Source organism: Roseateles asaccharophilus (assembly GCF_004362405.1).
GTDB classification, from domain to species: Bacteria; Pseudomonadota; Gammaproteobacteria; order Burkholderiales; family Burkholderiaceae_C; genus Kinneretia; species Kinneretia asaccharophila.
Map to the genome: position 1 here is coordinate 1 of NZ_SNXE01000006.1, position 22,200 is coordinate 22,200.

Here is a 22,200-nt window from a genome sequence, read left to right on the forward strand (position 1 = left end):
CAGGGCCGGGTCGGCGGTGTAGACGGCATGCTTGGCGGCCTGCACCTGCTCATCGCTCAGCTCGCGCGAGGGATCCGTGCCACGCTGGCAGGCTTGCACCTTGGACTCGGCGATATCAAAGCCGATGGTGCGCATATGCTTGCCGAACTCCACCACCAGGGGCAGGCCGACATAGCCCAGACCGATCACCGCTACCGTCGTCATTTCCGTATTTCCTCTCTAGATTCAATTCATTGCCATCAGCGCATGCGCTGCGCGCTCTGCAGTGCGGCGGCAATCGCTGGCCAGTTGTCGCTGAGGAATGATTTCAAGGTTTCCTCGGCCACGGCTGCATTCTCGACACTGCTGCGGGTATAGACGATGACGGAGGCCGCATCATCACCTTCACCGCTGAGCTGGTGCCAGGCGGTCAGGAGCTTGGCGCGCACCGGACTGGCGGTCAGGCGACCACCAATCCAATAGAACTGCCAGACGTGCAGGCGAGTGTTGGCTTCAGCACCGCTCAGGCCACGAAGCTCCGCATCATGCAGGGAAAGCGTCTCACCGCCCAGCGCCATGCTGCGGCTTGCGCCATGGACGCGGGACCACTGCGTATCCTCAGACCGGACCAGCGTATTGCTGGAGCTGATGAGCTTGCTCTCATGGCTCTGGTGCCGGTAATAGGCCAGATGAAGCCCCACCGCACGACCGCCCTGGTCATAGCTCTGCTGGAACTCGGCAGCGGGTCGTTCAAAGACCGGCTTCCAGGAGGGCAAGACATGGTCCTGAGACTGCCATGGTGTGAGCGCTGCCAACTCAAGGCGGGGGGATGCGAGCGGGCCCGCCGCAGGCTCCATGGCACGCAGCAGCTGATGGGGCAGCACGGCGGCCAAGGCCAGGCAAGCCGCCGCCAGCCAAAAGGGAACGCTCGCCACCGGCTGTTGCGAGAGATGGCCTGCGGCTCCAGTCGGCGTCGACTCGGGCTCCGAATCCGCCCAGCGAGCGCCGACCATGAACATCGCAAACATCACCACGCCGAAGAACACCCAGCCGTAGACCAGATGATCGGCACCGACCGCCAGCTCGTTGCCCGAGTGGTGCCCGAGCATGACGATGAGGTAGGCGCGCAGCCAGTTGGCCACGATGGGCAGCACGGTGGCGAACGCGATGAAGGCCAGGCGCCGCTTCAGCGACTTGTAGCTGAGATAGGCGAACAAGGTACCGACCATGACCGAGGCGATCAGGTAGCGCAGGCCGCTGCAGGCCTCGACCACGGACCAGTTTCCCGAAGGAATCACGAACTGCAAGCCCTCGCGATAGACCGGGATGCCCGATAGGCGCAAGGCCAGCACGGTGAAGTCAGCCGTGGACTCCATGAGCGTGGGCATCAGAAACTCGCCCACCGGCACGCAGAAGAGCAGGAAGCCCAGCGGGAAGGCCATGGCAGCCGCCACCTGCGCCCCCAGCATCAGTGGAACGCAGGCGATCACCATGAGGACGAGCCCGGCCTGGGCCAAGGCATTCACGGCGACCAGTTCCCCGAGCAGCCAGGCGGCACCTGCCATCAGCAAGGGCAGCGCAAACCACAGCGATGGTCGGGGATTCATCAGCGCCAGGCGGGCGCGCCGACGCCAGATCAGCCACAGCGCGATGGGCGGCACGATAAAGGCATGGGCAAAGGTGTCCGAACGCTGCCAGATGCCGACCATGGCCATCGCCGTCTCGCGGTAAAGCCCCAGCAGGGCCAGTATCGAGGCGATCAGCAGGGGCAGCGCAAGGCGCCAGCCGCTGTCCTGGCCGGACACCGGAGACTGGATCAGAGCCTGGGTCATGAGGGCTGCGCCTCCTCGCGCCGAATGTCCTGAAGATGCCGGTCAATGCCCGCGAGATGGGCCGACCAGCTGTAGGAGCGCTGCACACAGGCTCGCCCTGCCTCGCCCAGGGTCCGGGCACGCTGTGGCGCGGCCAGCAACTCATTGATCGCAAGCACGTAGTCGGCGGCTTGTTCGGCGGCCAGCAGCTCCTGCCCGGCCTGGGCGTCAATGGCCTCCACGCATTGGCGGGCCGCCACCACCGGGCGCCCCATGGCCATGGCCTCAAGCACCTTGTTCTGAATGCCGCGCGCAAGACGCAGCGGTGCGACCACCACATCGGCATGCTGCAGATAGGGGCGAACATCGGCCACCGTACCGGTCACCACCACACCCTCGCCCGCCAGGGCCATCACCGCCGGCGTCGGGCTGCGACCCACGATATAGAAGCTCAGTGCCGGCCGACCGCGGCGCAGCTCGGGCAAGATCTCGCCACAGAACCAGCTCACGGCATCCACATTGGGCCAGTAATCCATGGCGCCGGTGAACACCAGGGCCTGAGCTCCTGGCTCAAAGGGCGAGGGACGCTGCGCGTCCGGCGCAAAGAACTCGGCATCGACCCCGTTGCACATGGCTTCGACAGGCCCTGTGCACTGTGGTGCAAGACGGCGGAACAGTGCCGTCTCCTTCTCCGTCACGAAAAAGGAGCAGCTCGCACGCTCGGCCACACGGCGCTCGAAGTCCAGCAGCTGTCGTCCCTCACGGCGGTAGAGCCAGGACATGGGCCAGGCGTGGGCCTGCGCATACTCCGTCCACTTGGCCGAATCCACATCCACGAAGTCCACCAGCATAGGCACCCCTTCCAGCGAAGTGGCGTACTGAGCCATGGACGAGGAAAACACCACCGAGGCGTCGAGGCCAACGCGCTGCGCCAGCTCGCTCACCCAGCGTGTCATGCCCGCGTCCCGGTAGTAAGGCAGGGTCAGGGCTTCGCCGCTGAACAGGCCGCGCAGGCTGGCCATCTTCGCGGTGGCCGGATTCAGGCGCGTGGCAAACACCTCAACGCAAAGGCGCTTGAGCAGGGGCAGGTACTGCTCATCCTCGGGATCGTCGATAAAGGTCGCCAGGTACACCTCGTGCCGCTGTGCAAGATGCTTGAGCAGATGGTAGGAGCGCACCTTGTCGCCCTTGTTGGGCGGATATGGCAGGCGATGCACGAGATAAAGAATCTTGGCCATCAGGCTGCCCCTTGCCAGCCGTTCACGCGCGGCATGGCAGCCCCACAAGGCGACACCGGCTTCATGAGCACCATCACCCCAGGTTGCGCACGATATGCGGCCCGAGCCAATTGGCCCAGGACAGCGGCATGCGGCGCCAGGTCTTGATCAGCAGCTGGTACTTGGCGTTGCTGGGATTATTCTGGGGCACGGTATCGCGGCGGTAGAGGCAGTATTCGTAGTGCAGCGGCGTCGGTTCAAAGCCCCAGTTCTTCTTGAACGCATAGGAACCCGTACCCTGCTTGCTGCGGCCATAGTCAAACACCTTGAGGCCGCGCGCACAGGCGCGCCGCATCAATTCCCAGTATTTGAAGTCATTGGCCGCCAGCTCGCGTGCCGCAACGGCGTCGCCGGCATAGTAGGGCAGCACTTCGTCACGAAAGTAGAAACTGAGCACCGAACTGAGGGGGGTCCCCTGCGCATCGGTCACCGTCAACACCTCACAGTCGGGCCCGAACTCCTGAAGCAAGGCCTCGAAATAGCGGCGCGGCATCGCAGGTGTGCCGTGACGGTGCACATTGTCGGCATAGAGGGCGAAGAAGCGGGACGCGTCCTTGTCGATATGGCTGATCAGCCCATTCTTGATGCCCTTGCGCACCATGGCCCGCTGCTTGCGCGGAATGGCCAGCATATTGGCCTCTTCCTCGGGCAGGATCTCCTTGCGAAAGGTCACGTAGAGGTCTTGCTGCGGCCAGTCCGCATGGCGCTGCTGCACATGTCGCAACTCCAGGTGCTCGACGCCCAAGTCGCGCGCCAGCCGCTGCGCCTCGACTTCCAGGGCCTGGGCCGCCTCCTCGGTGTCCGCCGCCACGCCGCCGTACACCGCAAAGGGCAGGCTGATCAGGGAATGACCGAAGAGCCGGCTCTTGATCTGGGCCAGGGGCAGCACCCCCTCGATGCGCCCTGCCCTTTCGGCATAGAGGAAGAAGCAGGTGTGCCCAAAAATCTCGCCCACCATGCGCATCCAACCCGCACGATGGAAGAAGCTGGCTTGTGCACAGCCGAGCACAAAGGCGTCCCAGCGCTGCGCCGTCTGAACATCGCCAAACGCCAGGCGCTGGACGCGAAGACCTGCCACCTCACTCATGCCGATGCCGCCGCGGCCACCCGCCGACCCTGAGCCTGGCCCAGAAAGATCTCGTCCATGCGGCCCCAGTCAAAGTCCTGCAGCAGCTGCGCGATACGGGCTTCGGTGCGATGGATGTTCACGTAGTGCCGAAAACGCGTCTTCAGATCGATGCCCTCGATGCGCGGCTGGTCGGGATCAATCTCCCAGGGATGGAAATAGAACACTGCCGACTGCTGATCGTGCTGGTTCACCTGTGCAATCAGCCAGCGCGACAGGGCATAAGGCAGCAGGCGGAAGTAGCCCCCGCCACTGGAAGGATAGTTACGCCCCCTCAGGCGCAAGGTGGTCACGGGCACCTCAAGCAGGCCCTCGCGGACCGGGAAGGCGAAACGCGGAGCATCAGGCATGCCGTAGTGGTCGTGCCGAATCGGATAGACGCTGGAGCTGTAGCGATAGCCGCAGTCGCGCAGTACATCGAAGGCCCAGAGATTGCCCTTGCCAATGGAGAAGCTCGGAGCGCGATAGCCCAGCACCTCGTAGCCGCTCAAGTCCTCCAGCAAGGCCTTGGCTCGCGCCACGTCGGCACGAAAAGCCTCGGGGCTCAGATCGCTGGCGCGTTCATGACCGTAGCCATGGCTGGCAATCTCATGCCCCTGCTCAACAATGCGCCGCACCAGCGCCGGATAGCGCTGCGCCACCCAACCCAGGGTGAAGAAGGTTGCATGGATGCCTTGATCCGCCAACAGACCAAGAATGCGCTCCACATTGCGCTCGACCCGGCATTCGCGCGCATCCCAATCACCGCGTGGGATGAATGGCGCGAAGGCGGAGACTTGGAAGTAGTCCTCCACGTCGATCGTCATGGCATTGCGCGGGCGACTGGGACGGGTAGGCATCAGCATCGGACACTCCGAGGAAGGCACATCAAGACCCGTCGCGGGGCGCATCGCCTCGCACGGACGGCTGGCTCACCGCTTCCACCAAACGCTGCAACAGGGCCAGTGTCTGGAGGTTGATGCGCTCCAGGCGCGCCACGCTGTTTTCCAGGCGCTGCATCTGCCCCAACTGCTGTTCCTGGCTCAGGGTGGCGATCTCCTGACCCAGGCCCGCCGCCTGCTCTGCCCCCAAAGTCAGGCGGCTCAGATCGAGATCCAGGGTGGGGCGAGCCGCCAGGGCGACGCCGCGCGACTGGGCGGGCACCTGGGACTCCTGGGCGATATCGCGCAAGACCTCCTCGACATCTTCCTTGCCCAGGTGGGTCTTGCCGGACATGAAGCCCAGCAGCAGCAGGCGATCGCACAGAGAGTTGATCCGGCGCGGAATCCCCTGGCTGGCCTGGTGCACCACCGGAAACACCTCGGGATCAAAGCTGGGTTTGCCCTGGCTGCCCGCACACTTCAGGCGATGCTCGATATAGCGCTGGGTCTCGTCCTCATCCAGCGGGCCGATATGGCAGGTGGCCGCGACGCGCTGGCGGAACTGCTCCATTTCGGGACGCTGCAAAATGCCGCGAAACTCCGGCTGCCCCACCAAGAAGGTCTGCAGGAGCGATTGATTGCTGAACTGGAAGTTGGAGAGCATGCGCAGCTCTTCAACGGCGCGAGCACTCAGGTTCTGGGCCTCGTCGACGATGAGCAGACAGCGCTTGCCCTGGCTGGTCTGGCTGACAAAAAAGGCTTCCAGCGTCATCAGCAGCTCGGACTTGGGCAGGTCCTTGACCCGCACACCGAAAGCCGCGCCCACCATGCGCAAGGTGTCTTCGGCATCGAGTTGCGTGGTCACCAGATTGCCGATGACCACCTGGCTGCGGTTCAGACTGTCCAGCAGGCCGCGCAGCAAGGTCGTCTTGCCCGCACCGATTTCGCCCGTGATGACGATGAATCCGTCGTTGCGCAGCACGCCGTAGTCCAGATAGGCCTTGGCCCGGCGGTGCTGCTTGCTGCCGAAATAAAAATTGGGGTCGGGGCTGAGCTGAAACGGCTTGCTGTTCAGCCCGTAGAAAGCTTCATACATGGGCTAGAACTGCTGGGTAAAGGTGGCGAGCACGGCATTCTCGCGATAGGGTTGGGTGCTGCTTTCGAAGTCGCTGTGCCGCAGCCCCAGAACCAGGGAGCTGCGAGGCCCCAAACGGGCCGACCAGTTGGCCAGAACGGAGCGCAGCGCGCTGTGTTGACTGCTCAACTCGCCACGGCTCTTGAGCTGACTCAGGGTCAGCGCCAAGCTGCTGTCCGGCGTCAGCCTGTGCGCCAGATTGAGCGCGTAGACCTGCTGGCGGATACGGCTGCTGTTGCTGAAGTCATCACGTCCGTTCGCCACGGGATCCAAGAGCTCGCTGCGCGTGCGAGACAGGGTGAAGGTGGCCGAGGTCCGCAAGCCCTGCAGGGCGAAGGAGGCCTCCTGGCGCCGCACCAGACTGTTGCTGCTGTTGACAAAACCACCCTGGACCAGGGCGTTGGGATCCAGCCCCAGCTGAGCGAGCTGCTGCCGCACCAGCACATCGCGCTTTTGCAAATCGGGCTCGCGGCCGGCCGCCAGGGCAAACAACAAGTCGTAGTTGCTCAGACCTCCGCCATTGCCCTGCAATCCGGGGCGGTTGACCGACTGGCTGTCGACAAAGCGCCAGACGGAGCGGGCCATGCGGTGCTCCAGACTGATGGAGTGCGTGTCTCCGTATTCGTGGTGCTGCCAGTCCAGAGCGAGCCGAGTCCGCGTCTGCGGCTGCCACTGCGCACTCAGACCATAAGTGCTGCCGGCGCGTGCAGACACCGTGGCGAGGTTCTCCCGCTCATGCCCGAGGGTCAGGGAAGCTGACCAATCCGGATCGGGGCGCAGCAACAGGCTCACGCTCCCCTGCTCGGTATCCGTGCTTCGCCCCTGCCTGGGCGCCGAGTGCAGGCGGCTCAGCTGAGCCGACCAGCCCAACAGACCGGGGGCGCCGAGCCCGCCGAGCTGCATGGACAAGTTATGGCTGCTGGCATCACCGGCCACGCTGTCTTTCGCCCTCGCTTCGGTGAAGGCGGCCTGCATGCTGTAGCTGAGCAAACCGGCCAGCTGCCCCCTGAGCACAGGCCTCACCGACAGTGCGTAGACCTCGGCCGTGTTCCCGCCAGGCAGCACTGGCGATGCCGAAGCGGGCCCGAAGGCGGATAGCGTCTGCTGGCTGATGCTGGCCGTCGCATCCACACTCAAGCGATCTTCAATCAAGTCCGCGTTGGCACGCGCGCTAAGTCGATGCTGAGTCTGGTTAGCACTGTCGCTGCGGCTGTACAGCAAGCCGTTCAGGGAGTAGTCAAGATCACCCCTCAGCCGGCCACCCGAGCTGCTGACGCGCAGCCCAGGGCTGATCTGCGTGATGAGCGCAGCGTCCTTGGCGGTGCTGCTCAAGCGCAGATTGTCGGTATAGGTCTGGGTCAGGCCAAGACTGGTATCCAGGCGCAAGGCACGGCCATCGGCACCCGACTGCGACCAAGCGGGCGAAGCCAGCAACACCAGCAGCCATGCCAAGCCCTGAGACCGGCGCTCAGGCTTTGCTCGCTTCATGCTCTTGTTCACCGGATAGCGCTGCCGCCTGACCATAGCCATATCCATAGCCGTACCCGTAGCCATAGCCGTAGCCATAGCCGCCACCGCCGCCAGACTTCGCCTGATTCAGCAGCATGAGCTTCACAGGGCAGGCCTCAATGGTGGCCAAAGCCTGCTGCACGGCACTTTGCGGCGTCTTGTCGGCATGCACCACGATGACGATCTGCCCCATGTGTGAAGCCAGCACCCGCGACTCGGTGGTCAAGAGCAGGGGCGGAGAATCGAAGATGATGATGCGATCCGGATAGCGCTTGGCCATGGCATGCAAGAGATTGCTCATGGCATCGCTGGCCAGCAATTCGGTGGCCCTGGCATGCGGTGTGCCACTGGGCAGAATCGTCAGCTTGTCGACATTGGTGCGCAGCAGCACATCACTCATGTCAACCCGGTCTTCCAGCACATCCAGCAATCCTGGCCCCTGAGGCAAACCCAGCATGCGCAACACGGACGGTCGGGCCACGTCGGCGTCGACCAGCATCACCGTGTTGTCCATCTCAGCCGCAATGCTCATGGCCAGATTGATCGAGGTGAAGCTTTTGCCCTCGCCCGCCAAGGCGCTGGTCACCATGAGCAAATTGGCGTGGTTCAGGGTCGATGCGCCCCGTCCCATGGCATTCTTGATCAGCGGACGCTTGATGACCCGGTACTGATCGGCAATCTGTGTCCGCGGGGCATTGGGTGTCAGAAAGCCCTGGGCGGCCAGAGCCCGCAGGTCAAGCTCCACGCGGCGCGACTGCGCCGCGGCGTTGGTCTCGGCCTCAGGCGAGGGCAAGTCGGTCGGCATGACAGAGGCCGCCGGCGCACTGGCCTGCGGCACCGGCTGGGCCGAATCCCCGGGCAGCGAAACGCCAGCCTGGCGCAGTTGCTCCAGGCGTTGTGCCGCTTGTTCAATAAGGCTGCTCATTCAACCCGCCTGTCTGCTGATCATGATGGCCATCGCAACGAGGCCCAGAATGTAAACACCAACCAAGGCGCCGGAAGCAGCGCCAAAGCGCAGCAGGTCCATGCGCTGCCGCCGCTGATCCGTGGGCGTCGTGAGGCGCGACACCACGCCCAGCAGAGGCAGCTCAGTGCGTGAGCGCAACTCATTGCCGTCATGGAACACAGGCCGCAGCTGCGACGCCGCAAAAGCCGTGAACAGGCCTGCCGCCAGCGCGACTGCCAAAGCGCCGCCGAGCAGCAGCAAGCGGTTCGGCGCCACCGGCTTGGGCGAGGCGCGAGGCGGATCGATGACGCGGAAATCGACAACGCCCGAAGCCACGTCCAGCTCACCGCTAAGGGTCGCCGACTCACGCTTGGCCACCAGCTCCTCATAGTTCTTCTTGTGAATCGCGTAGTCGCGATTGAGCTGCGAAGCCTCGGCCTCCAGCTGCGGAGAGGTCTTCACGGCCGCCATGGCTTGCGCATAACGGCTGCTGTACTCCGCCACACGAGCCTTCAAGGAAGCAACCTGCACCTCGGCGGCAGCGGCCATGCGACTCAGCTCCTGCTGCATCAAGCTGCCGGACGAACCCGACACCGGCGCCGCCATTGCGGTCTTGCGCAATTCGGCCACTTCCTTGCGCTTTTGCTCTTCCAGGTCGGCGATCAGCTTGCGCGTGCTGACGATGTCCGGATGCTGCTCGGTGTAGCGCTGCAGCAGCGCGTCGAGATTGCGGCGCTGGACATCGATTCGGGCATCAATCTCCGGCGTGGAAACGGCGAGCGAAGATTCCTGCAGAAGGCTTTGAGTGGTGCTTTCCCCGCCGTCCTTAGAACGGCTGGAGTCAAGCTGCTTTTTCGCTGCATCGCGCGCGTTCTCTGCCTCACGCAGTTCCAGCCGGGCACGCTCCAACTGACCGCTGAGCTCACCGAGCCGCGACGCGGCATCCTTGCCATCGGCCGCCATGTTCTCAATATTACGCAGGCGGAACTCCTTGAGGCGACTCTCAGCCTCCTCCAGCTTTGCCTCGTAGTTCTTGATCTGCTCGTTGATGAAGGTGGCCGCCGTGGCGGAGTCCTTGCGGCTGGCGCCGAGGCTGGACTCCACGAAGATCGACACCAGGGACTGAACCACCCGCTTGGCCGTCTCGGGATCGCTATCCCGATAGGACAGGGTGTAGAGATTGTCCCGATTGGTGCTCTGGATGGACAGCGACTTGGTCACCGTATCGATCAGCGCCTCCTGCTGCGCTTTGGATTGACTCTTCAAATCCAAGTCCGCCATACGGACCAGCTTTTCCACATTGGGACGGCTGATCAAGGTACGGCTCAGCATCTGCACCTGCTGCTCCACATTGGGCTGCACAGCAAGATTCGCCATCAAGGGCTTCAGGATCGACTGCGTGTCGACATAGATGCGCGCGCTGGCTTCGTAACGATCGGGCATCATGAGCACGACCACAGCCGCGATGAGGCCCACCACCCATGACACAAGCACCGCAGGCCAGCGGTACTTCCACATGCTGCGGGCAATATTGAGAAGTTGAGCGATCAGAGAATCCATCGAGATGCACTCGGGCTAGGCATGCAATGCCTTGTGAACAGGTCTGCTTCCGCAATGGCGCGCGGCAAGCCGCGCACCCGGGCGCCTCAGCGCAAGCCGGACATCAGAAAAAGCTCTGGGGAATGATCAGGATGTCACCGGGACGCATCTCGACATTGGCCGCCACATCGCCGCGCTTGAGCAGATCCGAGAGGCGCACCGAATACTGCTTGTTGCCTTCGGCGGCCCGCAGAATGGTGGCTCGATTGCCCGCCGCAAAATCGGTCAGACCGCCCACCGCGATCATCACATCCAGCAGCGTCATCTTCTGCTTGTAGGGGAGGAACTGGGGCCGGGCGGCCTCGCCCACCACACGAATCTGCTCACTGTAGGGGCCGACAAAGCCCGTCACCACCACGGTCACGACCGGATCGCGAACATACTTGCCGAGTTGCTTCTCAATGTCGCGGGCGATCTCCACGGAGTTCTTGCCCTGAACCATCAACTCATCCACCAGCGGCGTCGAGATCTTGCCATCCGGGCGCACGGGCACCGAAGTCGACAGTTCCGGATTTCGCCAGACGATGATGTTCAAGGTATCACCGGCCCCAACGACGTAGCTGTAATCCTGCCCGCCCGCCGATGCTGGCGCCGCCGGGTGGCTCGGGCCCGTCATGGCACAGCCGCCAAGCACAAGACTACCGAGGGCCAAGCCGATCACGAGCGCTTCCCGCAGGGTTCGAGCAACACGAATGTTCAAAGCGTTCTCCGTAAGAAAGTGTCTGTGCAGCACCATCGCCCAGGCGCACTGCGCGGCTCATCCGGCGATTCATGATGCCACAAGCCCGTGAGCGATCTCAGGGCATGTTCCAGGGCGCATTCCACCCTAGAAACAAGTACTCGCGCCATCCCCCGAGTAGGGGCAAGTCGACCAATCCGCGCGATATTGCACGCCCAGACCGAGCCAGCGCAGCAGACTGCCGTCAACTACTCAAAACTGCCACGCAATATCGGCCGGATGAAGCGAAGCATGAGCTGCTGAAGGGGATTCGAGTTACCGCCTGGCCGCCAGGTGAATCGCAGCTTCTGGCTGTAGGCATCAAACTGCATGGCCCAGGGGGCTGCGCGCAAATTCCCCCGCCCCAGGAGAACCTTGAGCACCGAAGTTCCCATCAGGCCGGCGCAGAAGTCGCAGGCCATCATGGTTGACGGCCCCTTGCGACTTGCAAAGTCCACCGCTTCCGGCACCACGATGTAGTGACGTTGCAACATGGCCGGCGACAAGCCCGCAATAAAGCGCGCGTACTGCTCCTGCTCCGAACGCCCCTCCACCTTGAAATAGTCTTCAAAGCTGACGCCGCCGGGCTTGAAATAGAGCAAGGCGGCGCCCATGCCCAAGGGGGCGGCCGTCAGGGCATGAATCCCGCGCTCGTAACTTTCCTTGAACAGGCGGCGCCGCGCCTCGATGGCGAAAAAATCGATGCCATCGACGTAGACATCGACGCCATCCAGGAATTCGCCAACGTTTTCAGCCTGGACTCCGCGCGCAAAGACTTTGACCTCGGCCTCGGGGTTGATGTCCTGCACCATCTCAGCCAGCACTTCGGCCTTCGGACGCCCCAAAGTCTTCATCGAGGCCCCGACCTGACGATTGAAGTTATGAACCTCGAAGTCGTCAAAGTCAGCAATATGAAAACTCCCAACCCCCAAACGCGCAAGGGTCAAGGCATGCGCCCCGCCAACCCCACCCAAACCCGCCACAGCAACTCGCGAAGTCCGGATCTTCTGCTGCTCTTGCTCGGTCACCCAACCGATGTTTCGGGAAAACGCACGGCGGTAGTCAAATAGATTGGCCATCAAGCCCCCCTAGAACAGACAAAAACACGAGCGAGACAGCGCCCGGACCGATACCATCCTAGCCGACACCATCGCCTCGCAAATCCATGAACGACAGCTCCGTGTTGCACAAAATTCTCGACCGCGCACGCTGGGCACCGAGCGGTGACAACACTCAGCCATGGCGGTTCCAGATTCTGGCGCCGGATCACGCGGTGGCTCATTGTTTTGATACCCGGGATCACTGCGTCTACGACTTGGACGGCCACCCGAGCCAGATCGCGATGGGCGCACTGATTGAGACGGCGGCAATCGCCGCGAGTGCTCATGGGCTGGCACTGCATGCACAGCGCCGCCATGACCAACCCGTGGAGCGTCCGGTCTTTGACCTCCGATTCACAGCGCAAAACGAGCTTCGGCCCGACCCGCTGGAGGCCGAGATCGAACGCCGCAGCGTTCAACGACGCCCTTTTTCGACCCAAGCCTTGCGCGAAGACGAGAAAGATATCTTGTCTCGCAGCCTGCCGGCAGGTTATTCCCTGCACTGGCTGGAGAGCCCGGCTCAGCGCCGCGCCGTTGCGGGACTGTTGTTTCGCTCGGCCAAGCTGCGGTTGACGACCCCAGAAGCTTATGCGGTCCATCGCGACATCATCGACTGGAAAAAGCAATTCAGCGATGACAAGGTTCCGGATCAAGCCCTGGGTGTCGACGCAGCCACCACGCGCTTGATGCAGTGGATCTTGGGAAGCTGGTCCCGCGTGCAGTTTTTCAACCGCTTCATGGCCGGCACTTGGATGCCCCGCATCCAGATGGACTTGCTGCCCGCTTTGCGCTGCGCCGGGCATTACGCCCTGCTCGCCGAGAGCCCGCCAAAAACCGTGGACGACTACGTTGCCGCAGGGCGGGCCGTGCAAAGGCTGTGGCTCCAGCTCTCGGCACTCAAGCTTCAGATGCAACCCGAAGTCACTCCGCTGGTCTTCGCACGGTACGCCTCCAACGGCATGGCGTTCTCACAGCAACGCGGTAGTTCGCAAGCCGCGCGCGCGGTACGCGACGAACTGATCTCCCTGTTGGGCCCAGACCTCGAGGCCAGAACGGTTTTCTTTGGCCGCGTAGGCCACAGCCCCCTTGCCCGCTCCCGCTCCTTACGGCTACCACTTGAAAGGCTGTTGCAGCCGCGCTAGACCCCCTCTGGCGAGTGATTGCCCCAACGCGCGGCGCACCTCAATAATCGCCGCACCCCAACCCGGGCCTTGCCCGCCCCCAGACTCGTCCCATGAAACCAGCATTGCGCGTCAGAAGGACTCAAGTTGCTCTCGCCCTGTGCATCATCTCCGCGCTAGCGGCTTGCGGTGGACCAAGCGCCCAGGAGAGCTTGCAAGCGGCCCAAAGCAGCTTGGCCAAGCAAGATCAGGCAGCGGCAATTGTTCAACTCAAGAATGCCTTGCAACAGGACCCGAATCTCCTGGAAGCCCGGCTACTCATGGGGAAAACCCTGCTAGATCGGGGCGAGGCTGCTGCCGCTATTGTCGAGCTGGACAAGGCGAGAAACCTTGGCGCTCCTGGGGAAGAAGTCATACCTGCACTGGCGCGAGCCCTGCTCGCCAACGGTCAACACGATCGGGTGCTGTCGGACTTCGGCACCGAGACTCTCGCTGACGCCGGAGCCAAGGCGGACCTGTATGGCAGCCTGGCCATGGCTCATATGGCGGCAGGCAATCAGCCACGGGCTCGCGAGTTCGCCGATAAATCTCTGGCACTGAATGCCAAGCAACTTGCACCCCTGATGCTGCTCGCAAGCATCGCCACTGAGGAGAAGCAGTACGCGCGCGCTCATGAGCTGATAGACCGAGCGATCGCTGCTGATCCCCGCAGCCCCTTGCCCCTGATTCAGAAGAGCGAGCTGATCTTCAAGGCCGAAGGCAATCTGGAGTCGGTGATTGCGCTGCTCAACAAAGCCATCGAACTGCAGCCTGACAACCTCATGGCCCGCTCCTCCATGGTTCTGGCGCTGCTGAAGAGCAACAACACCCAGGCAGCACAGGCCCACATCGATGCACTGAAAAAAGGGCCTTATGCCAAGCACCCGCAAACCGCGTATCTCGAAGCGCAGGCCGCCTTCAGCGCCAGGCAGTGGCGAGTAGCCCAGACACGCGTCACCGAGGCACTCAAGGCTTACCCGGACCGGGTGGACGTACTCCACTTGGCGGGAGCCATCCATTTTGAGAATGGGGAACTGCTTGAGTCCGAGCGACTGCTGGCCAAGGCTCTTAGCCTGCAACCCGATATGGATCCGGCTCGCCGGCGACTTGCAGTCACTCAGCTGCGCATGGGTCAGGCACAAAAGGCCTTCGGCACATTGCGCCCACTGATCAGCCGCGGCGACACCGACGCACACACCTATGCGCTTGCGGGCGAAGCCCTGGTGATGTCTGGCCAAGCAGAAGCCGCCACCCAACAGTTGGCGCAGGCCGTGAAGTTCGCACCTGACCATATCGGTCACCAAGTTCAGCTCCTGCTGGCCCAACGCAGCAAAGCAGGCGACGGCGCAACGCTGGCGGGCTTGAAAGCCTTGGCCCAGAAGGACAAGGGCACCTACGCGGATCTCATCCTGATCAGCATGCTGTCCGAAACCCAACAATTCAACCAAGCGCTGGCCGCCGTAGACAATCTGCAGCGCAAGCTGCCTGCGGAATCGCCCCTCGCAGCACACCTGCGGGGCAAGGTTGAACTGGCGGCCCAGACGATAGATGCCGCTCGCAAGAGCTTCAGCAGGGCTCTGGAGATCGACCCCGTGCACGTGCCCTCGGCGGCAGCACTGGCCGGCATAGACCTGCAGGAAAACAAGCCCGATGAAGCCAAGAAGCGGTTTGCGACCATCATCAAGACCGACCCCAAGAATTTGCTGGCCCAACTGGCCGTCGTCAAAATCCGCCGGATTGAGAAAGCCCCAGCCTCCGAACTTCAGCGAAGCCTAGAGGAAATCGTTCGCGATCATCCAGGAGAACCCGTCGCCTGGGGTGAACTCATCGCCCAGCTCCTGGAAAGCGGAGAGAACAAAGCCGCCTTGAACGCGGCCCAGAAAGCTGCGGTTGCGCTACCAGACCGCCCTGACTTGATGGACCTGCTCGGCCGAGCACAGCTGGCCTCTGGCGATCATGCTCAAGCGCTGACAACCTACAAGCGGATGGCAGCACTTGAGCCGTACTCGCCTCGATCACTGCTGCGCATCGCTGCCACTCAAATGGCCGCCAAAGACAGCAGTGCGGCCGAGCAAACACTCAAACAAGCGCTGGGCCAATTTCCGGGGAACCTGACCATACTGGAAACCCAGTACGCGATGGCACTAACAATGCAGCGCTCCCAGGACGCATTGGCCGTGGCGCGGCAGATCCAGAAATCGCATCCGACGATACTCCGAGGATATGAACTGGAGGCGGAACTCGCCGCGAGACGAGGCGATGCACCGAGCATCGCCAAAGCCTACTCAAACGCGCTGAAAGCCAACCCGGACAGCACACTCGCAGCCATCAAGCTACACGGAACCCTGCTTAGAACTGGCGACGCCGCGGAAGCCGAGCGCCTAGCCAAGTCCTGGCGAAGCAGCCACCCAAAGGACATGAGCTTTGTCGCTGCAACGGGGGACCAGTACATGGCGATTAGTAACTTTGGCGCCGCCGAGCAACAGTTTCGGACCATTCTCAACCAGCACCCTGATCACATCGGTGCCTTGAACAATCTTGCGTGGGTGCTTGCAGCCCAAGGCAAACCTGGCGCGCTGGACCATATCAATCGGGCCATCAACCTGGACTCGAGAACAGCGCCTTTGCTGGATACGCTTGCCTGGGTACAAGCGTCCGAGAAGCGTTACGACCTCGCCATCAAAAGTCAACGCGAGGCCATAGCACTTTCACCGGAGGATCCAACCCTGCGATTGAATCTCGCCAAGCTCATGGCACGCTCTGGTGACACCGCTAGTGCTCGCTCGGAGCTTGAGGGCCTGAGCAAGCTCGGCAACAAGTTTGGGGGTCAAGGCGAGGTAGAAGCACTGCTAGCCAAACTCAAGTGAGCTGTCGGTTTTTTTTACAAAACTTGCTCGCCGCGCCGAAGCCAAGATGAAAATCAAATAAAATCAACAACTTACGCAATTGGCACGGTCCATGCTTTATTGCTGTACGGCGCATGAAGCGATCTCCGCTTCAGCATCACCAAGGAACCCACCATGAGCAAGTTTGCAAAGCTGAAGACCCTGGCCGCTGTCACGGCCACCGTGGCCGCCATGTTCAGCGCGGCGCCGGCACAGGCCTATGTGTACGCTGTCTCCTACCTCAAGGTCGACGATCTGACGATCACCACCAAGAATTCGAGCGGCGACGCCTACTTCGCCACCGTCGGCGCATACACCTTCAATCAGGACACCAAGGCCTCTTTGAACGGCAGCAACTCGGATGGCAAGACTTGTATCGGCCAAGGCGGCCCCTTCGGCCCCGGCTTTACCACCTGCAGCAAGACCAGCCCGGTGCTTGACGCTTTGGCTGTGAACGGCGGCGGCTCCACCCTGCTGCGCACCAACAACAATTTCGCCCGCTTCGGTGCCGACAACATCAACAGCTACAGCGGCGCCGATGCCGTGCTGAAGACATCCGAGTTGGTTCAGGGCATTCCAACCAGCCTTGAGGCCATTTCGGAGTCCCTGCTCAACACGAACAACGTGGCTTCGGCCTCGACGCTGCACCAGTCCAACACGGCTCTTACGTTCAGCTTCCTCCTATCGGGCGGCAGCACCGATATCGATGTGAGCTTCATGGCTTTGAGCGAATTCAAGGCAGCAATCAACGGCTTGCCTGGCCTCTACCTGTCGCAAGGCGATCTGCAACTCACGCTGACCGCCACCCACAAGGACGGCACCACATTCAGCTGGGCTCCGACACTCCTGAACCAGAATGTCACGACCGGCTCCAACCCCGGCCTGGATGACAAGTCCTTTGCCTCGCAGAACTTTGGGACCACACTCAAGGGCCTGAAGGATGGCGAATGGTCTATTGCCTTGGCTGCCAAGACCTCGACGCTGATTTTCCAGCGCGTCCCGGAACCCGATAGCCTGGCACTGCTGGGTGCAGCCCTGGCCGGCCTGGCCTTTGCGACCCGTCGCCGCAGCCAGAAGCAGCAGCACTGATCTAGCGAGCATCTGCGAGTCCTCATTGCCGAGGGCTCGCAAGATCGCCAACCATAGGGCCCCTCGTGGGCCCTATTCTTTTGTGCAGACCACCGCACTGAGACTCCGCTTGCACAAAGTCGCGGCAGGGATAGGCGCCTCCGATAGCCATTCGGCAAAGCCTCCCACTCGGCAAGACCCTAGACCGCACGAGTTCACCGCACCTCGCCAAGAGCAGGCGCAATCGTCAGCACAATGGCAAGACGAGCGGAAGTAGGCATGCCTGGGAGCTCGAGTCCTGTCGCGCACATCCGCCCATGGAGATGACCGGCACTCTGGAACGGTAGCGCATCATCATCTTGACCATGGCTCGCCAGTAGTTGCCTTGCATCCGTTGAGAGTTTGGAACTGCCGCCCGCGGATCATGGCTGCCGCACCCGCCCAGCCGCCAACGCCCGGCTCGCTGCTCGTAGACCTCATCAGCTGGACAGCTTCTTTGGTCAACACAAACTTCAGTTCCGCGTCGCGGCACGCCTGCACCGCCAGGAACAAACACAGCAGAAAGCAAAAAAGCCCCGAATCAAAGATCTGGGGCTTTCGCGCTTGGTTGCACAGACCAAGAAGGTCTGCACCCCGCGCTTAGAACTTATAGCCCGCGCCAATCAGATAGCTGCGGCCCCACTTCATGTACTCGAGCGGACGGTCCTTGGTGCCGGCATAGGTGCGGTACGCATCATCGCCCAGGTTGTTGACCTGGAAGACCAGATTCAGACCCTTGGCCATGCCCTGGTTGAAGGTGTAGCCGAGTTGCAGGTCAACGATGCTCTCGCCCACCACATAGCGCAGGGTGCGGTTGCCGTTGAAGTTGCCGATCTCGCCGATGAAGTCCGAACGCTTGCGCTGGCTGATACGTGCCTCGAAACCGTCCCGTTCGTAGTAGGCGGTCAGGTTGTAGACACGCTTGGACAGGCCCGGCAAGGTGATGAAGTCATCACCCACGCTGCTGGCGCTCTCGGGATCCTTGACCTTGATATTGCTGCTGTTGAAGCTGGCGCTGGCGATCAGACCAAAGCCGTTGAGCGACTTGCTCAGCAGGCTCAGCGGCATGGAGGCCGACAGCTCCACACCCTTGAGCTTGCCGCCCTGACCGTTGTAGGGCGCCGTGTAGGTGCCCGTGGTCATCGCCGCGGGCGAGCCCGCCGGCGGCACATAGCCCGCCACAAACTTGGAGAAGTCGTAGCTCTGGTTGGACTGGGTGTAGATATAGCTCTTCAGATCCTTGTAGAAGGCCGCGGCCGCCACATAGGCCTTGGAGCCGAAGTACTTCTCGTAGGACACATCGAAGGCATTGGCGATCCAGGGGTCCAGCTGGGCATTGCCACCGCTGGCACCCGGCTTGCCGGTGGCCTTGTCGATGCCGAAGTCCAGGGCCGAACGCAGCTGATCCACGCGCGGGCGAGCCATCTGGCGTGCCAGGGCCAGACGCAGGGTCTGATCATCCGCGAGCGAGAAGGCCAGATTCATGCTGGGCAGCACATCGGTGACGGTCTTGCCATCGCTCACCGGCTTGACCTGCTGGCCAGCCGCTGCCGTGCCATCCCAGTAGTTGGCATTGGACGACTGCTGCACGCTCACCATCTGCAGGCCGACGTTGCCGCGCATGGGCACACCGGCGAAGCTGCTGTCGATATTGGCGCGCAGGAAGGCGGTGGTGGTCTTCTCCTTCACATCCCAGGCCTTGGACACCAGGTAGTCCTTGGTGTCGCTGGGCTTGAAGCTCATGTAGCGATCAACGGCACCCGGCACGTTCCAGCTGGGGATCTTGCCCAGACCGGCAAAGCCCAGGTCCACCAGACCGTACTGCAGATCGGCGGCAATCGTGGTGTCGCCCTGGGCGCCCACATCGATATTGCCCTCGGGCTGGCGCTTCTTCTTGGAACGGTCCACATAGCTCAGACCGATGTCGAAGTCCGAGATCAGACCCGCGAGAGGGCTGGCCAGCGGGATATTGCTGCTGAGCTTGAAGCCATTCAGCTCATCCTCGACACGGGGCACCTTGCCATAGCCGGAGCCATAGATGGTGCCGCGCAGGAAGAGCTTGGACGGGTCCGAATAGCTCAGCGTCGGCATGATGGAGGAAAAGCCCGCGCCGTTGAAATCCAGCTTGACGGTGTCATAAGGCACGCCACCCACCGGGCTGAGCTGGCTGTTGTTCTCCAGGCTCAGCTCGTCGCGCTTGGCCTTGGAGAAATGCACATCGGCGACCACGGTGATGCCGTTGTCCAGGCTGAGCTTGTTGTTCCAGCCGGCCGCGGTGATCTCGTCCTCGCGCTTGTTGTACATGCCCCGCACCAGCGGGTAGACATTGGTGATGGTGCCACCCGTCTGGGTGTTGTTGGCGTTGGTGCTGCTCTGGGTCCAGTTGCAGGCAGGATTGCAGGGCCAGTTGCCGTTGTACTGCAGGTTCAACTCAAACTGGTTGGCGGTGTCCACCTGCTTGGCCTTGGACCAGAAGCCATCCACCACGCTGGTCCACTGCTTGAAGGGGCGGAACTCCAGCGTGCCCATGACACCGTTGCGCTCGGACTTGCCGGTGCGGCGCAAAGCCTTGATGCCGTCCGACACAAAGCTGCCGGCCTGCACGCCAGGGCGCGATTCCTTCTTCCAGGGCTCATACAGACCCACCTGATTCTCCTGCATCGGGGTTTCCTGATGCGCGAAACCGATGGCCACACCCACGGTCTTGTTGGCGAACTGGTCGATATAGCTGGCGCTGAAGCGGTTGCCATTGGCGCTGGCGTTGGCGGCCGAGCCCAGGGAGTTGTGCTGGCCACGTGCATTCAGCGAGACCACGCGGTTGCCGAAGTTCAGCGGGCGCACCGTCAGCATGTCAATCGTGCCGGACAGGCCCTGCCCCACCAGACCCGCGTCCGGGGTCTTGTAGATGGTCACGCCGCTGAGCAACTCCGAGGGGTACTGATCGAACTCGACACTGCGGTTGTCACCCGTGCTCACCAGCTCGCGGCCATTGAGCAAGGTGGTCGCAAAGTCCGGCGACAGGCCGCGAACACTGATGACCTGTGCGCGCCCGGCCACGCGCTGGGCCGACAGACCCGGCAAGCGGGCGATGGACTCGGCAATCGACACATCGGGCAGCTTGCCAATGTCTTCGGCCGAAATCGACTCCACGATGGCATCGGCATTCTTCTTGACCGAAATCGCGTCCTCGATGCCCTTGCGGATGCCGGTGACCGTCACCGTATCCAGGGTCTGGGTCTGCGCCTGGGCAGCGGCAGCCAGGGCCAGCAGGCTGCAGCCCACGGCCACCTGGCTCAAACGCCAGGCCGAACGGCGCTGGGCGGCCGGGGAAGAGTCAATCATCATCCTTGTCTCCTTCATGCTTCAACGTTGCGATGGCTCTCAAGCCTTGGGGAACCCTTGCAAGTCGCCTCCCGCGACTCACCATGCTGGCCCATCACTCTTGTTCTTTTGCTACACCAGCCTTTGCATCATTTGTACCAAAACTAGATTGTCAGCAACACTTGCGTTAACCCTAGATTCATCTACACCCATCCTCAAACACATCACATGTGCTTGTTTTCATTGGGTTTTTAAAAAATCAGCGGCAGCAAGAAACATCATCTGGTATCGAACCAGTGCTTTGGGATGTAGCTCAGCTACATCACACCTGCTGGACATCCTGTGCGAGAGCCTGGGCCGCCCCCTCCAGGGCCACCAAGGTGTCGGTGATCACCGCCGTGGGGATGGCCTGCAGATAGCTGCGAAAACGCCCCTTGGCCTCGAAGCTGTCCCTGAAGCGCGACTGGAAGAAGAAGTCACCCAGACGGGGCACGATGCCGCCGCCGATGTAAACCCCGCCGCGCGCACCCAGGGTCAGGGCGACATTGCCTGCAAAGTTGCCCAGCAGTGCGCAAAAGCTGTCCAGACAGCGCAGGCTCAGCTCATCCCCGCCCAGCAGCGCCGCCTCCACCAAGGCCTCTCCGCTCAGGTTTGGCGCGGAGCGCCCCAGCACATCGGCCACCGCGGCATGCAGCAAGGGCAGACCGATACCCGACAAGAGCCGCTCTGCCGAGACATGGGCATAGCGGCGGCGTACCGCAGCCAGGAGCTGGCTCTCGAACTCATCGGTGGGCGCCAGCGTGGCATGCCCGCCCTCGCCCGGCAAAGCCAGCCAAGCCTGTGCCGTCTGCACCACGCCGGCCACGCCCAGGCCCGTGCCTGGACCAATCACGGCCAACATGCCCGCCGGCTTGGGCATTTCCATGCCCTGTGCGCGCAATTGCCCGGCCTTCAGCCGCGGCAGCGACAGCGCCAAGGCTTCAAAATCATTCAGCACTCGCAGGCTGTCCAGGTCCAGGCCTTGACACAGCTCGGCCTGGGAGAAGCGCCAGTGGCTGTTGGTCAGCGCTACACGATCACCACTCACAGCCGTGGCCACGGCCACCACCGCACGGCGTGGCGCCGCGAAACCGGCACCGGCCGGCGACTGTCGAACTTCCTGGAGATAGGCCTGCACCGCCTCCAGAGGCCCTGCATAGTCCGCCACCGGCAGGCTGCGTCGATGCACCAGCCCCCCTGCCGCATCCACGCAGGCAAAGCGCGCATTGCTGCCGCCGATATCGGCCACCAGGCCCAGGCAGCCCGCGCTCACCGCCCCAACTCCTTGCGGGGCCGCGCCCTGCCAGGCCTCTTGGGCCATAAACCTCTTGCTGATAAGGAGCATTGCACTTGTGTTCAGCCTTGATCGGCCGCCGGGGCCGTCTAGATACCGGCGTGGAGCGCGAGCCACCACCACCGGTCTTGTTCCGTGATGCCCGCACTCTAACCCAAACAAAGTAGCAAAACTACATTAACAACACTCAGTGAAAACGCGCAAAACTACATTTCCAGGGGCATCAGGCGAGCAAGGGTTCGCAGCACACGCACAGCTCCCGGCAAAGCGCTGAGCTTGGGCCCCCACCGCCAGGCCCATAATCGCGCGCAGTTCGTCGGTCTGCCCGACGCAG

15 protein-coding genes and 1 pseudogene are annotated in these 22,200 nt (G+C 62.5%); 3 read left to right on the forward strand and 13 right to left on the reverse strand.

The window, feature by feature from the left end; translation table 11 throughout:
* The 11 genes and pseudogenes from DFR39_RS13130 to DFR39_RS13180 form a co-directional block, all read right to left on the reverse strand.
* A pseudogene (locus DFR39_RS13130) lies at positions 1-204 on the reverse strand (nucleotide sugar dehydrogenase); the annotation flags it as partial.
* 35 nt (positions 205-239) lie between these two features.
* A complete protein-coding gene (xrtA, locus tag DFR39_RS13135; protein ID WP_133604036.1) occupies positions 240-1,811 on the reverse strand; it encodes an exosortase A in 1,572 nt (523 codons plus the stop codon).
* Positions 1,808-3,028 carry a TIGR03087 family PEP-CTERM/XrtA system glycosyltransferase gene (locus tag DFR39_RS13140; protein ID WP_133604037.1) on the reverse strand — a complete coding sequence of 407 codons (1,221 nt, stop codon included), beginning with the start codon at positions 3,026-3,028 and terminating at the stop codon, positions 1,808-1,810. Before DFR39_RS13140 ends, xrtA begins: the two co-directional genes overlap by 4 nt.
* A gap of 73 nt (positions 3,029-3,101) precedes the next feature.
* Positions 3,102-4,154 carry a FemAB family XrtA/PEP-CTERM system-associated protein gene (locus DFR39_RS13145; RefSeq protein WP_133604038.1) on the reverse strand — a complete coding sequence of 351 codons (1,053 nt, stop codon included), beginning with the start codon at positions 4,152-4,154 and terminating at the stop codon, positions 3,102-3,104.
* Positions 4,151-5,038, reverse strand: coding sequence for an XrtA system polysaccharide deacetylase (locus tag DFR39_RS13150; protein ID WP_133604039.1), 888 nt, complete (start codon positions 5,036-5,038; stop codon positions 4,151-4,153). The genes DFR39_RS13145 and DFR39_RS13150 overlap by 4 nt, the downstream gene beginning before the upstream one ends.
* Positions 5,039-5,060: 22 nt before the next feature.
* Entirely contained in the window at positions 5,061-6,149 is a 1,089-nt protein-coding gene (locus DFR39_RS13155) for an XrtA/PEP-CTERM system-associated ATPase (protein ID WP_133604040.1), read from the reverse strand.
* A 3-nt stretch (positions 6,150-6,152) separates the two neighbouring features.
* Complete coding sequence (locus DFR39_RS13160; protein ID WP_162849526.1) at positions 6,153-7,676, reverse strand: TIGR03016 family PEP-CTERM system-associated outer membrane protein; 1,524 nt, start codon at positions 7,674-7,676, stop codon at positions 6,153-6,155.
* A complete protein-coding gene (locus tag DFR39_RS13165; protein ID WP_133604042.1) occupies positions 7,657-8,622 on the reverse strand; it encodes an XrtA-associated tyrosine autokinase in 966 nt (321 codons plus the stop codon). The genes DFR39_RS13160 and DFR39_RS13165 overlap by 20 nt, the downstream gene beginning before the upstream one ends.
* Complete coding sequence (locus DFR39_RS13170; protein ID WP_133604043.1) at positions 8,623-10,203, reverse strand: XrtA system polysaccharide chain length determinant; 1,581 nt, start codon at positions 10,201-10,203, stop codon at positions 8,623-8,625. It abuts the gene before it with no gap.
* 103 nt (positions 10,204-10,306) lie between these two features.
* Positions 10,307-10,858: an XrtA/PEP-CTERM system exopolysaccharide export protein gene (locus DFR39_RS13175; RefSeq protein WP_409845754.1), complete on the reverse strand. Its 552-nt coding sequence runs from the start codon at positions 10,856-10,858 to the stop codon at positions 10,307-10,309.
* Between the two features lie 311 nt (positions 10,859-11,169).
* The gene (locus DFR39_RS13180; protein WP_133604044.1) at positions 11,170-12,039 is read right to left on the reverse strand and encodes a ThiF family adenylyltransferase; all 870 of its coding nucleotides are present in this window, start codon (positions 12,037-12,039) and stop codon (positions 11,170-11,172) included.
* Positions 12,040-12,125: 86 nt separating this feature from the next.
* Between DFR39_RS13180 and DFR39_RS13185 the strand changes: the two genes are divergently transcribed.
* From DFR39_RS13185 to DFR39_RS13195, 3 genes are all read left to right on the forward strand, one after another.
* Positions 12,126-13,202 carry a nitroreductase family protein gene (locus tag DFR39_RS13185; protein WP_133604045.1) on the forward strand — a complete coding sequence of 359 codons (1,077 nt, stop codon included), beginning with the start codon at positions 12,126-12,128 and terminating at the stop codon, positions 13,200-13,202.
* Between the two features lie 92 nt (positions 13,203-13,294).
* Positions 13,295-16,087, forward strand: coding sequence for an XrtA/PEP-CTERM system TPR-repeat protein PrsT (prsT, locus tag DFR39_RS13190; RefSeq protein ID WP_133604046.1), 2,793 nt, complete (start codon positions 13,295-13,297; stop codon positions 16,085-16,087).
* Positions 16,088-16,240: 153 nt separating this feature from the next.
* Positions 16,241-17,194, forward strand: a complete 954-nt coding sequence (locus DFR39_RS13195) for an EDSAP-1 family PEP-CTERM protein (RefSeq protein ID WP_133604047.1) — start codon at positions 16,241-16,243, stop codon at positions 17,192-17,194.
* A gap of 618 nt (positions 17,195-17,812) precedes the next feature.
* On the opposite strand, the gene DFR39_RS13200 is transcribed toward DFR39_RS13195, so the two are convergent.
* Both DFR39_RS13200 and glk read right to left on the reverse strand, forming a co-directional pair.
* On the reverse strand, positions 17,813-20,554 hold the full coding sequence (locus DFR39_RS13200; RefSeq protein WP_246030823.1) for a TonB-dependent receptor: 2,742 nt from the start codon (positions 20,552-20,554) through the stop codon (positions 17,813-17,815).
* Positions 20,555-20,855: 301 nt separating this feature from the next.
* Positions 20,856-21,845 (reverse strand): glucokinase, encoded by a 990-nt coding sequence (gene glk / locus DFR39_RS13205; protein ID WP_246030824.1) that lies wholly within the window; start codon positions 21,843-21,845, stop codon positions 20,856-20,858.
* Between the last annotated feature and the right edge of the window lie 355 nt (positions 21,846-22,200).